Source organism: Cellulomonas hominis, from assembly GCF_005239125.1.
In the GTDB taxonomy this organism is placed as follows: Bacteria; Actinomycetota; Actinomycetes; order Actinomycetales; family Cellulomonadaceae; genus Cellulomonas; species Cellulomonas hominis_A.
The window spans coordinates 1-12,597 of record NZ_SZYE01000113.1; the positions used below are offsets into that span (position 1 = coordinate 1).

A 12,597-nucleotide genomic window follows, 5' to 3' on the forward strand; every position below is an offset into this window, starting at 1 on the left:
CGACGCGGTCGTGGCCCGGGCCGTCGCCGCCGCGCCCGCCTGGTCCGCGCGGACCCCCGCGGAGCGCGCCGCCGTGCTGCGCCGCGCCGCCGACGAGCTCGAGGCCGCCCGCGCCGACCTGGTCGCGACGATGGTGCACGAGGCCGGCAAGACCGTCGCCGAGGCGGACCCCGAGGTCAGCGAGGCCGTCGACTTCGCCCGGTACTACGCCGACCGCGCCGAGGACCTGGCCGACGGCCGCGTCCCCGGCGCGGTGTTCCGGCCGCGCGGCGTCACGGTGGTCACGCCGCCGTGGAACTTCCCGGTCGCCATCCCGGTCGGCTCCGTGCTCGCGGCGCTCGCGGCCGGGTCGCCGGTGCTGATCAAGCCCGCGCCGCAGACGCCGCGGTGCGTGCGGGTCGCGGGCGCCGCGATCCAGCGGGCGCTCGACGCGTCCGGGGTCGAGGAGGCGGCGCTGCAGGTCGTGCTGTCGCCCGAGGGCGAGGTCGGCCGCCGGCTGGTCACGCACCCCGACGTCGCGCGGGTCGTGCTGACCGGCTCGCTCGAGACGGCGCAGCTGTTCGCCGGCTGGCGCCCCGACCTGGACGTGCTCGCGGAGACCTCCGGCAAGAACGCCCTGGTCATCACCCCGTCCGCCGACGTGGACCTCGCGGTCGCGGACCTGGTGCGGTCGGCGTTCGGGCACGCCGGGCAGAAGTGCTCGGCCGCGTCGCTCGCGATCCTCGTCGGGTCCGCCGGCACCTCCGACCGGCTGCGCCGCCAGCTCGCCGACGCGGTGTCGTCGCTGCGGGTCGGCTGGTCCGACGACCTCGGCACCACGATGGGCCCGCTGGTGGAGCCGGCGTCGGGCAAGCTGCTCCGGGCGCTCACCACGCTGGACGAGGGGGAGGCGTGGCTGGTGCGGCCGCGGCGGCTCGACGAGGAGGGCCGGCTGTGGACCCCCGGGGTCAAGCACGGCGTGCGGCCCGGGTCCTGGTTCCACCTCACCGAGTGCTTCGGCCCGGTGCTCGGCGTCATCCGGGTCGACACCCTGGACGAGGCGATCGACGTGCAGAACGCCGTCGCGCTCGGGCTGACCGGCGGCCTGCACTCGCTCGACGAGGCGGAGATCGCGCACTGGCTCGACCGGGTCGAGGTCGGCAACGCCTACGTGAACCGGCACATCACGGGCGCGATCGTGCAGCGGCAGCCCTTCGGCGGCTGGAAGGCCTCGGTCGTCGGCCCCGGCGCCAAGGCCGGCGGACCCTCGTACGTCGCGCAGCTCGGCGCGTGGTCCGACGCCCCGGAGATCGCCGCGCTCGCCGACGACGCGTGGCTCGCGTGGGCCGGTGCCGACGACGCCCGGGTGTGGCGCGACGAGCTCGGGGCGGCGCACGACCCGTCCGGGCTGGCGTCCGAGGAGAACGCGCTGCGGCACCGGCCCGTGCCGCACCTGACCGTCCGCGTCGGGGCCGACGCCCGGGACCGCGACGTGCGGCGGGTGCTGTCGGCCGCCCGCACCGCCGGTGTGCCGGTGACCCTGAGCCGGGCGGCCGAGGAGCCCGACGAGGCGTTCGCGGCGCGGGTCGCCGCGGGCGAGGTCACCGGGCGGGTGCGGGTCGTCGGGTCGGCCCCGGGCCTGCGCGCCGCGGCGGTCACCCGCACCGGCGAGGTGACGGTGCTGGACGCGCCGGTCGTGGCGAGCGGACGCCGGGAGCTCATGACGGTCGTCCGGGAGCAGGCGGTGTCGCGCACCCGGCACCGCTTCGGTCACGTCGACCCGACGCGCTGACGCCGGCGCCGCGCGGCACCCTCGGGCGCGCCGAGCGGGGGCGTGCGGGTCGAGGGGGTACCCGACACGTCGAGCGAGTAGTCGGCGACTGCTCGCTCGACGTGTCGACTACTCGCTCGGCGTCGCGGCGGCTCGGCGGCGCGCGCGACGGCGCGGCGGCGGGTCAGGCCGAGCCGCGGACCACCAGCTCCGGCGCGAACACCTGCGCCTCGGTGCGGGCGTGCCGGCCCTGCAGCTGCGCCACGAGCTCCTCGCCGGCCGCGCGCGCCATCGCGATCACCGGCTGGGTGACCGTCGTGAGGTTCGGCTTGGTGGTCGTCGCCAGGCCCGAGTTGTCGTAGCCCACCACCGCCACGTCGCGCGGGACGTCCCGGCCGGCCTCGGCCAGCTCGGGCAGCGCCCCCGCCGCCATGAGGTCCGAGGCGATGAAGATGCCGTCGAGGTCGGGGAACCGGGCGAGCAGCTCGCGCGCCGCGGCGGCCCCGCCGTCGACGGTGAAGTCCCCGTGCACCATCGCGTCGTCCGGCAGGCCCGCGTCGACGAGCGCGGCCCGCCACCCGGCGAGCCGGTCGATGCCGGCGGACATGTCGGCGGGGCCGGCGATGGTGGCGATCCGCCGACGGCCGAGGTGCACCAGGTGCTCGGTCGCGATCCGACCGCCGCGGAGGTTGTCGGTGTCGACGACGGCGGCGGACTCGCCGCCGACCAGCGGCCGGCCGATGAACACCGTCGGCAGCCGGGAGGCCTGGAGGGCGCGGTCGATGGCGTCGTCCCGGTGGTGGGACACCACGATCGCGCCGTCGACGTGGCCGGCGCGCAGGTACCGGGCCGTGCGCTCGGACTCCCCGGGTCGCGCGATGACCAGCAGCAGCTGCAGGTCGGCGAGCGCGAGCGGGGTGGACACGCCGTTGAGCACGCCGGCGAAGAAGGGGTCGGACAGCACGCGCTCGTCCGGCTCGGGCACGACCAGCGCGACCGACTCGGTGCGCCGGGTGACGAGCGAGCGCGCGGCGCGGTTCGGGGTGTAGCCGAGGTCGGCGACCGCCGCGGCGACGGACTCCATGGCCTCGGGGGAGACCCGGTCGCCGCCGTTGATGGCGCGCGAGGCGGTGGACCGGGACACGCCGGCGCGCAGCGCGACCTGCTCCAGCGTCGGGGCCGGGTGGCTCACCGACGGGATGGCGGACTGGTCGATCACGGTGGATCGCCCCCCTCGTGACGGTCGGGTGGCGGCGCCGCGCGGGGCACCGACGGACGCGCGCCCCGGCGCGGGGCCCGGAGACGGGCCCCGCGCGAAGCGTAGCGGTCAGCCCTTGACGGCTCCCGCCATGATCCCCGCGACCAGCTGGCGGCCGGCGACGACGAACAGCAGGAGCAGCGGGATGATCGACAGGACGACGCCGGCCATGATGAGCGGCAGATCCTGGAAGAAGCCGGCCTGCAGCAGCTTGAGGGCCACCGGCAGCGTCGGGTTCTGGGTGCCGAGCACGATGGACGGCCAGAAGAAGTTCGTCCACGACGTGATGAAGGTGAACAGCGCGAGCATCGCCGCGGCGGGCCGGGCGGCCGGCAGCGCGATGGACCAGAACGTGCGGAACATCGACGCGCCGTCGACGCGGGCGGCCTCGATCAGCTCGTACGGCAGCGCGGAGTCGAGGTACTGGGTCATCCAGAACACGCCGAACGCGGTCACCATCGCCGGCAGGATCACCGCGAGCAGGTTGCCGGTCAGGCCGAGCTGCCGCATGACGATGTAGAGCGGGACGACGCCGAGCTGGGTCGGCACGGCCATCGTCGCGATGACGAACACCAGCAGCGGGCCGCGACCGCGGAACCGCAGCTTGGAGAACGAGTAGCCCGCGAGCGTGGAGAAGAACACCACGGACAGGCTCGTGATGACCGCCACGACCAGCGAGTTGCCGGTCGCCTTCACCAGGTCGATGTCGGCGTCGAAGACGCGCTGCAGGTTGGTGAGGAACTCACCGCCCGGGAGCAGCGACGGCACCGGGTTCTGCGCCACGTCGGCCGACGTCGAGGACGACAGCAGGAAGGTGTAGTAGAGCGGGTAGGCCGAGATCAGCAGGAACGCGCCGAGGACGACGTAGGTCACCCAGCCCGGCCGGCGGTCGGCGCCGCCGTTGGTCCTGTTGCGCTTGCGCTGCGCCGCGCGGGCCGCGCCCTTGCCGGCGGTCTGCGCGATGACGGGGACGGACGGGGCGCTCATCGGGGGTCCACCTCGGTCGGTGCGGCCGCGGGGACCGCGGCGTCGGACGTCTGCTTGACCCGGCGGGCGAGGTCGCGGGAGGCGCGGCGGCTCTGCTTGCGGGCGGCCTTCGCGGTGCGGCTCATGTCGTCCGCGGAGGCGATGCGCCGGGTCAGGAAGTTGTTGATCAGCGCGAAGATGATGATGATCAGGAACAGCAGCCAGGCGACCGCCGCTGCCCGGCCGAGCTGCTGCTTGTTCCAGCCCAGCTCGTACAGGTAGAGCGTCACGGTCTTCCACTGGCCGTTCGAGCCGCCGAGGCCGGTCGCGTCGTACATGCGCGGCTCGTCGAAGATCTGCAGGCCGCCGATGGTCGACGTCAGGATCACGAAGATCATGGTCGGACGGACCATCGGCACCGTGATGGAGAAGAACTGCCGGAGGCGGTTCGCGCCGTCGAGCGTCGCGGCCTCGTACATGTCGCGGGGGATCGCCTGCATGGCGGCCAGCAGGATCAGCGCGTTGTAGCCGGTCCAGCGGAAGTTCACCATCGACGCGATGGCGATGTGCGAGGCGAACGCGTCCTTGTGCCAGCCGATCGGGTCGATGCCGATCTGCCCGAGCAGGGAGTTGATCATGCCGGAGCCGTCGGCGAACATCTGCGAGAACACCAGGCCGACGGCCACCGGGGCGACGACGTAGGGGAGCAGGACGCCCATCCGCCAGAACGTCTTGGCGCGGAGGTTCGCGTCCAGCATCGCGGCGATCACCAGGGCGACGATCACCTGGGGCACCGTCGACAGCAGGAAGATGCTGAGGGTGTTGCGCAGGGCCTTCCAGAAGAAGGTCTGGCCGAGCACGAAGGTGAAGTTGTCGAACCCGACGAACTCGCCCTGGCCGCCGATCAGGCTCCACTCGTGCAGCGAGACCCAGCCCGTGTAGAGCAGCGGGAACAGGCCGACCACCGCGAACAGCAGGAAGAACGGCGAGATGTAGAGGTAGGGCGAGACCTTCACGTCCCAGCGGCCCAGCGTCTGCTTGAAGCCGATCTTCCGGGGCGCGCGGTCGTCGCTGCGCGGTGCCGCGCCCCTGGGGGGCGCCGTCTGGGTGGCCATGGGGATCCTTCGTGCGGGCGGGCCGGGGTGGTGCGTGCGGGCGCGGGTGGTGCCCGCGCGACGGGCCGGGCCGCCGGGAGCTCCCGGCGGCCCGGCCCGGTGGGGTCAGCCGATCGCGGCGACCGCGTCCTCGAAGCCCTTCCAGGACTCCTCGGGGGTCATCGACTTGTCGACGTCGACGCGGTTGAAGGCGTCCGACAGGCCGGTGCGGATGGTGAAGTAGTTCTCACCCTTGAACGGCGCGACGGAGATGGCCGCGGCCCGGTCGGTGTAGATCTGGCCGGTCGGCGCGTCGTTGAAGAACTCGCGGGTCATGCCCTGGAGCTCGTCCGACTGCTGCGCCTCGATCTGGCTCGGGAAGTTGCCGTTGACGGCGAACGCCGCCAGCTGCTGCTCCGGGGCGGTCAGCCAGTCGGCGAGCGCCTTGGCCTCCTCCGGGTGCTTCGACATCGTCGGGACGGCCAGGAACGAGCCGCCCCAGTTGCCGCCGCCGCCGGGGAAGACGTTGGCGATGTCCCAGCCCTCGACGCCCGCCGAGTTGCCCTCGATGTTGCCGAGGAACCAGGCCGGGGCGAGCGCGACCGCGAAGCCGTTGCTCTGGAACGCGTTGGTCCAGTCGGTCTCCCACTGCTTGAGGCCGGCGGACTGGTCCTCGTGCGACAGGATCGTGTTGTAGATGTCGCGGATCTCGGGGTTGTCGAGCGCGATGATCTCGCCGGAGTCGGGGTCCTCGAACGGCACCTCGACCTGGTTGATCATGCCCTGGGCCAGCGCGTCGGCGGAGTCGAAGAACGCCGGGCCGGTGCCCGCGGCCATGAACTGGTCGCCGACCGCGAAGAAGTCGTCCCAGGTGGCGTCGTCGCCGCCGAACAGCTCGGCCACGGCCTCGCGGTCCGTCGGGAGGCCCGCGGCGGCGAACAGGTCGGAGCGGTAGGCGATGGCCTCCGGGCCGATGTCCGTCGGGTACCCGAGCAGCGCGCCGTCGGGGGTGGTGGCCTGGTCGGTGGTCCACTTGTTCCAGCGGCCCTCGACCGAGTCGCTGGTCAGGTCGGTGAACTGGTCCGAGTACTGGATCATCTGCGGCAGCCAGTCGACCTCGACGCCGACGACGTCCGCAAGGCCCGAGCCGGCACCGAGCGCCGTCTGGAACTGCTCCTTGGCGTCGTCGGACTTGCCGAACTTGTTGTGCTCGATCTTGATGTTCGGGTGCTCCTCCTCGTACTGCTTGAGGAGGTCCTCGTAGCCGAACTGGTTGAAGGTCGAGATGGTCAGGGTGATCTGACCGTCCGACTCGCCGTCGCCGCCGGCGGCGTCGTCCGACCCGCCGCCGCACGCCGTCGCCAGCAGGGCGACGCTCGCCGCTCCGGCCACGGCCACCCAGGTCTTGCGCGTGCTCCTGCGCACTGTGACTCCCTCGTCATCCGCGGCGACGTCGCCGCTCCCGTCGGGTCGCCGGCACCGGCGCCCGTCGTGGGACCGCTCCCACCACGTTCTGCGGGAGCGCTCTCACGCCATGTCAGGCACCTTGTCGTCCGGGGGTGGAGGAAGTCAAGCGAGGGGGCGGGCAAACGGGTGTGGAAGCGGTCCCACCGCAGCGTTCCCGCAGGTCAGCGGCGTTCGACCGCTGACCGCGTTACGCAATCGTTACGCCTCGCGCGTGCTCGCGACCCACTCGCGCGCCACGCCGGCCTCGGCCTCGAGCGCGCCGCGCACGGCCTTGGCCGCCGCCTGCTCGACGGCGGACCCGAACAGCGGCACGTTCGCCTTCAGCTCCCCGTCGTACGTGATCGCGGAGCCGCCCTCGACCGCCGCCAGCACCACCGTGCCGGTGAGCCGCACCGGGGCACCGGCGATCTCCACCGCCACCGTGCCCGTCCGCGAGCCGTCCGCCGCCGCGGGCTCCCACGCCTCGACCTGGCGCACCTCGAGCGTCGAGCCGACGAACGCGCGGACGTTCGCCGGGATCAGGTCCGTCGGCAGCGCCCGCCGGGTCGTCACCGTCAGCGCCCCGTCCTCCGCGGGCGCGACGTCGACGTGCAGCACCTCGGCGCCGCTGGCCAGGACCTTCGCCCGGACGTACACCGGGTCGGCCAGCATCGTCCCGGCGGTGCGGGGATCGGTGGGGACGGGGACGGTGACCTGCAGGTGCACGGGCGTTCGGGTCCTTCCGAGGTGCGCGGGCGACCGCGGGGGAGGTGCGGTTCCGACGACAGTATCCGCCCGCGCGGGGCGGCGCGCCCCGGCCGGTGCGGGAGGGTGGGGCGTGTCACGTGCCGGGACGTGGGACGGGCCCGGGGAGCCGGCTCCGTGCGCCGTACGCTGGGGCGGTGTCCACCCTGAGCGAGCTCGCGCAGCGCCACGCCCACCTCGACGCCGCGGACCTCGAGTGGCTGCACCTGCTGGTCGGCGACTGGCAGGTCATCTCGGACCTCGCGTTCGCCGACCTCGTGCTCTGGCTGCCCACCGACGACGGCGACTTCGTCGCGATCGCGCAGGCGCGGCCCAGCACGGGCGCGACGGTGCACTACGACGACGTCGTCGGCTCCCGCGCGCCGGAGGGGCAGCGCCCGCAGCTCGAGCGCTCGCTCAGCGAGGTCCGCGCGCAGCGGTCCCGCGAGCCCCGCTGGTTCGGGTCGTACGCGGTGCGCGAGGAGGCGGTGCCGGTCGTGCACGACGGCCGCGCGATCGCCGTCATCGCGCGGCAGACCAACCTGGGTGGCGCCCGCACGCCCAGCCGCCTGGAGCTGAACTACGTCGAGGCCGCCGACGACATCATGGGGATGATCGCCCGCGGCGAGTTCCCGATGCTCAACGCGGCGACCGGCCCCCGCCGCGGCGCCCCGCGCGTGGCCGACGGCCTGGTGCGGCTGAACTCCGAGGGCGAGGTGCTCTACGCCAGCCCCAACGCCCTGTCCTGCTTCCACCGGTTCGGCGCGATGGACGACCTGGTCGGCCGCTCGCTGGTCGAGGTGGTCGCCGACCTGGTCGAGCAGAACTCGCCGGTCGACGAGTCGATGCCGCTGGTGCTCATGGGCCGGGCGCCGTGGCGGACCGACATCGAGGCGCACGGCGTGGCGCTGTCCCTGCGCGCGGTCCCGCTGTCCGAGGAGGGCGAGCGGATCGGCGCCGTCCTGCTGTGCCGCGACGTGTCCGAGCTGCGCCGTCGCGAGCGGGAGCTCATCACCAAGGACGCGACGATCCGCGAGATCCACCACCGCGTGAAGAACAACCTGCAGACCGTGGCCGCCCTGCTGCGGCTGCAGGCCCGCCGGATGAACGTCCCCGAGGCCCGCGCGGCGCTCGAGGAGGCCATGCGCCGGGTCGCCACCATCGCGCTGGTGCACGAGACGCTGTCCCAGACGCTCGACGAGACCGTGGTGTTCGACGAGCTGGTCGGCCGGTCGCTGCGGCTGGCGGCGGACGTCGCGTCGGCCGGCGCGTCGGTGCGCACGCTGGTCCGCGGCACCTTCGGCCCGGTGTCCGCCGAGGACGCCACCGCGCTGGCCCTGGTGCTCACCGAGCTGGTCACGAACGCCGTCGAGCACGGGCTCGCCGGCCGGGACTCGGGGTCCGTCGAGGTGACCGCCGAGCGCGTCGAGGACGACCTCACGGTGACCGTCGCGGACGACGGCGCCGGGATCCCGGAGCAGTCGGGCGGCAGCAGCACCGGCCCGGGCACGGGCCTCGGGACGCAGATCGTGTCGACCCTGGTGACGAACGAGCTGCGCGGGTCGATCACGTGGTCCCCGCGCGAGGGCGGCGGCACGCAGGTCACCCTGCGCGCGATGCTGCGCACCCCGGGCCGCGACGCCGCGGCGACGGTCGCCTGACCCCGCCCCTCGCCCCACCCCCGCGCGCCCTTCGCCGAGATGGCAGCTCTCGGCTGTGCGGAGGCACCTGCCCGCAGCCGAAAGTTGCCATCTCGACGGGAGGGACCTGCGCGCGGGAGGGCGGGGCGGGCGGGGCTGGGCGAGGGTGGACGCGACGACGCCCGCCGTGCCCCGGGGGGAGGGGCGCGACGGGCGTCGGAGGTCGTGCTGCGGGCGGGTGTCAGCCCGCGCGGCGCTGCCGGGCGGTGCGGCGCTTGAGGGCGCGCCGCTCGTCCTCGGAGAGGCCGCCCCAGACACCGGCGTCCTGGCCGGACTCCAGCGCCCACTTCAGGCAGGTGTCGACGACGTCGCACCGGCGGCACACGGCCTTGGCCTCCTCGATCTGCAGCAGGGCCGGGCCCGTGTTGCCGATCGGGAAGAACAGCTCCGGGTCCTCGGTCAGACACGCTGCCTGGTGGCGCCAATCCATCGAAACTCTCCTCAGCACAGGGGCATGCCACGACCAGGGGGCGGGGTGGCATGGGCGCTCGAGCACACGTCCGACGCGGTGAAGAAGGCGGGGGGCGTGAGCGTCGGCGCTCGGGGGATTCGAACTGCTGAGTACAAGATTCACATGGCCGCCGGAGGGCGCACAAGGGGTTACGCGCAGGTTTCTTGCGCGTGACGACTGAGGCGTCGGTCACATCTGTGTGCACGCTGAACGCCTGGGGCGCACGCTACTCCTGGGCGGGCGTCGGGCGCCAACTCGTCCGGCCACCGGGACCATCGTCCCTGGCCCGCGAGCGGCACGGGCCGGGACCTGCGCGGACGCCCCGCGGATTCACCCGCGGCGCGCGTAGGGTCGGCGCGTGACCGGATCCCGCACCCCCCAGCCGCCCCCGTCGTCGCGGCCGGCCGCCGCGCCGGGCGCCGTCCGGCTGCTCGCCGGCCTCGTGCTGCTGCAGGCGCTCGCCGTCGCGGTGATCGCCGTGGCGCTCGTCGTCGCGCTGGTGCGCGGCACCTCGATGCCGGGCCCCGTGGCGTTCCTGGTCCTGCTCGCCGCGGGCTTCGCGGCCGTGCTGGGCGGGGCCGGGCGCGCGCTGCTCCAGGGGCACCGCTGGGGACGGGCACCGGTGATGACGGTGCAGATCCTGCTGGTCGTGCTGACGGTGGGCTGGCTCGGCGTCGAGGTCGCCGTCTGGTCGGTCGCCGTGCTGGTGCTGGCCGTCCTGGTCGGCGCCCTGCTGGTCACCCCGACCGTCGTCGCCTGGACCACGGGCACCGCCGGCCGCGAGGACTGACCCCGCCGGGCCCGCCGTCCCGGGACGCACGCGCGCCCGGCGGGGAGACCCCCGCCGGGCGCGCGTCGTCGTGCCGGACGCGGTGTCAGTCGACCGCCAGCGCCGCCACCGGGGGCGTCCGCGCGGCCGTCCGGCCGGGCAGGGCCGAGGCGAGCACGCCCGCCACCAGCGCCACCCCGAGCACCAGCCCGAGGTCGGTCCACGGCACCCGCAGCTGCAGGTCCGCGATCCCGGCGAGCACCGCCGCCGACCCGAGCCAGCCGTACGCCAGCCCGAGCGCCACGCCGACGACCGCCCCGACGCCGGCGATCAGCGCGCCCTCGACCGCCATGGACGCCCGCAGCTGCCGCCGGGTCAGGCCCAGCGCGCGGAGCGTCGCGGACTCGCGGCGCCGCTCGATCACCGACAGGGACAGCGTGTTGGTCACGCCGATCAGGGCGATCACGACCGCCACGGCGAGCAGCCCGACGACGACCGCGAGCAGGGTGTCGATCGCGCGCTGGTACAGCGCCCGCTCGAGCGCCGCGCCGGTGATCTCCAGCACGGAGTCGGACGTGAGGTCCTGCACCTGCTGGACGACCGTGCCGGAGTCGAGGACGTCGGCCACCCGCAGCCAGGCGGTGCTGAGCGTCCCGGGAGAGCCGAGCTCGTCGAGCGTGCCCGGCGTGACGAGCACGAACCAGCTGTCCAGCGGGACGACGGCCGCCGTCAGGTCGACGGGCGTCCCGACGCCGGAGCCCTCGGCGCGGGCGACGGAGACCCGGTCGCCGTCCTCGATGCCGGCGCTCTTCGCGACGGCCTCGGGCACCACGACGCTGCCGTCGCCGACGGCCGCGGCCAGGTCGGTGTCGCGGAGGACGGCCGCCGCCTGCTCCGGGGTGATGCCGAGCGCGTCGACCGTCTGCGTGCCGCCGAGCTCCACGCTGTCCCGGACGAGCGTGGCTGACGACTCGACCCCGGGGATGTCGGCGAGCGCCTCGACGGTGCCCGCGGGCAGCGCCTCGGTGACCGGGTTGCCGCTCTCGTCGGTGGTGAACGGCGCCGCGACCGCGAGGTCGACCGGGTACCGGGTGTCGAGCTCGTCGTCCAGGGTGGCCCGGGCGGTCACGGCGCCCGTGCTCATCATCGCGACGAGCGTGACGCCGATCAGCAGCGCGGTGCTGGTGGCCGCGGTGCGCGCGGGGTTGCGGCCGGTGTTCGCCGCGGCGAGCCGCGCCGGCATCCCGAACCGGCCGACCAGGCGGCCGATCGCGGCGACCACCCTGGGCATCCAGAACACCGCGCCGACCAGCAGGCCGATGAAGGACGCCGCGCCCCCGAGGATCGCGATGCCGACGGCCACGACCAGGAGCTGCTTCGACAGGACGACCCCGCCGGCCAGCAGCAGCGTCCCGCCGACGACCAGCACCAGGCTGACGACCAGCCGGAACCGGCCCGCTCGGCTGCCGGCCGCGGGCGCGTCGGCCGGCCGCAGCGCGGCGATCGGCGCGACCCGGGTGGCGACCCGGGCGGGCGTCAGCGCGGCGAGCACGGTGACGACCACGCCGACGGCCAGCGGCGCGACGACGCTCGCGACGGTCGGGCGGACGACGGACGGCACCGGGAACGGCAGGTCCGCGTTCTGCATCACGAGCAGGGCGACCTGCACCAGCGCGGTGCCGAGCAGGGTGCCCGCGACGGAGGCCGCCAGGCCGAGCAGCGAGGCCTCCAGGAGCACCGACCGGCGCACCTGGGACCGCACGGCGCCGACGCAGCGCAGCAGGGCGAGCGTCCGGGTCCGCTGGGCGACGAGCACCTGGAACGTGTTCGCGATGACGAGTCCCGCGACGATCATCGCGACCGCGGCGAACGCGAGCACGACCACCAGGATCGGGCCGGTGCCGTCGCTGCCCGACAGGCTGCGCTCGGCGGCCGCGTCGCGGGTCAGGACGATCGGGTCGGTGCCGCCGGAGGCCGTCAGGACGCTCTCGACCGCGTCGACGACGGTCGCGGTGTCGGCGCCCTCGTCGACGGCGAGCAGCAGCTGCGAGGTCGCGGCGTCGGACAGCGTGGGCGTCCCGTCGCCGTCGCCGAAGCTGGCCCAGAGCAGGGTGTCGTCGAGGGTGGCGAGCGCGGCGCCGCCGTACTGGGCCCAGGCCGACGTCGGGTCGGTGGTCAGGCCGACGACCTCGGCGTCGGCGCGGACCTCGCGGTAGGTCCCCTCGGGCTCGCCCGGGGCGGCCGTCGCCTCGTCGGACGGCGCGGCGGTCGCGCCGTCGGTCGCACCGGCGGTCGCGCCGTCGGTCGCACGGGCGGTCGCGCCGGCGGGGTCGTCCGCGGACGCCGTCGTCGTCGGTCGGCAGGCCGTAGACCAGGCGGTCGGGGTGCAGCGTGTCCTTGACCGCGAAGCCCTCGCGCA

The 12,597-nt window shown here is 74.7% G+C and carries 10 protein-coding genes; 3 read left to right on the top strand and 7 right to left on the bottom strand.

What is annotated here, in order from left to right:
* On the top strand, positions 1–1,771 hold a 1,771-nt coding region (locus tag FA014_RS13145), incomplete at its 5' end, for an aldehyde dehydrogenase family protein (RefSeq protein ID WP_154730119.1).
* 163 nt (positions 1,772–1,934) lie between these two features.
* On the opposite strand, the gene FA014_RS13150 is transcribed toward FA014_RS13145, so the two are convergent.
* The 5 genes from FA014_RS13150 to FA014_RS13170 form a co-directional block, all read right to left on the bottom strand.
* Positions 1,935–2,969 (bottom strand): LacI family DNA-binding transcriptional regulator, encoded by a 1,035-nt coding sequence (locus tag FA014_RS13150; RefSeq protein WP_154730120.1) that lies wholly within the window; start codon positions 2,967–2,969, stop codon positions 1,935–1,937.
* Between the two features lie 108 nt (positions 2,970–3,077).
* Complete coding sequence (locus tag FA014_RS13155; protein WP_154730121.1) at positions 3,078–3,995, bottom strand: carbohydrate ABC transporter permease; 918 nt, start codon at positions 3,993–3,995, stop codon at positions 3,078–3,080.
* Positions 3,992–5,089 (bottom strand): carbohydrate ABC transporter permease, encoded by a 1,098-nt coding sequence (locus tag FA014_RS13160; protein WP_195969290.1) that lies wholly within the window; start codon positions 5,087–5,089, stop codon positions 3,992–3,994. Before FA014_RS13160 ends, FA014_RS13155 begins: the two co-directional genes overlap by 4 nt.
* A gap of 105 nt (positions 5,090–5,194) precedes the next feature.
* On the bottom strand, positions 5,195–6,493 hold the full coding sequence (locus tag FA014_RS13165; RefSeq protein WP_154730122.1) for an ABC transporter substrate-binding protein: 1,299 nt from the start codon (positions 6,491–6,493) through the stop codon (positions 5,195–5,197).
* Between the two features lie 240 nt (positions 6,494–6,733).
* Complete coding sequence (locus FA014_RS13170; RefSeq protein ID WP_154730123.1) at positions 6,734–7,240, bottom strand: DUF2505 domain-containing protein; 507 nt, start codon at positions 7,238–7,240, stop codon at positions 6,734–6,736.
* Between the two features lie 176 nt (positions 7,241–7,416).
* Between FA014_RS13170 and FA014_RS13175 the strand changes: the two genes are divergently transcribed.
* Complete coding sequence (locus FA014_RS13175) at positions 7,417–8,919, top strand: sensor histidine kinase (RefSeq protein ID WP_154730124.1); 1,503 nt, start codon at positions 7,417–7,419, stop codon at positions 8,917–8,919.
* Between the two features lie 220 nt (positions 8,920–9,139).
* On the opposite strand, the gene FA014_RS13180 is transcribed toward FA014_RS13175, so the two are convergent.
* Positions 9,140–9,388, bottom strand: coding sequence for a WhiB family transcriptional regulator (locus tag FA014_RS13180; protein ID WP_147794125.1), 249 nt, complete (start codon positions 9,386–9,388; stop codon positions 9,140–9,142).
* A 379-nt stretch (positions 9,389–9,767) separates the two neighbouring features.
* On the opposite strand from FA014_RS13180, the gene FA014_RS13185 reads away from it, so the two are divergent.
* The gene (locus FA014_RS13185; protein ID WP_230323138.1) at positions 9,768–10,199 is read left to right on the top strand and encodes a hypothetical protein; all 432 of its coding nucleotides are present in this window, start codon (positions 9,768–9,770) and stop codon (positions 10,197–10,199) included.
* Between the two features lie 85 nt (positions 10,200–10,284).
* Here the strand turns inward: FA014_RS13185 and FA014_RS13190 are convergent.
* The coding region (locus FA014_RS13190) for an ABC transporter permease (RefSeq protein ID WP_154730125.1) at positions 10,285–12,597 on the bottom strand (2,313 nt) is incomplete at its 5' end.

What these genes read in the sequence shown, in the direction of transcription:
- FA014_RS13180 (WP_147794125.1), bottom strand. Translation starts at nt 9,388, where the DNA reads ATGGATTGGCGCCACCAGGCAGCGTGTCTGACCGAGGACCCGGAGCTG.
- FA014_RS13160 (WP_195969290.1), bottom strand. Translation starts at nt 5,089, where the DNA reads ATGGCCACCCAGACGGCGCCCCCCAGGGGCGCGGCACCGCGCAGCGAC.
- FA014_RS13155 (WP_154730121.1), bottom strand. Translation starts at nt 3,995, where the DNA reads ATGAGCGCCCCGTCCGTCCCCGTCATCGCGCAGACCGCCGGCAAGGGC.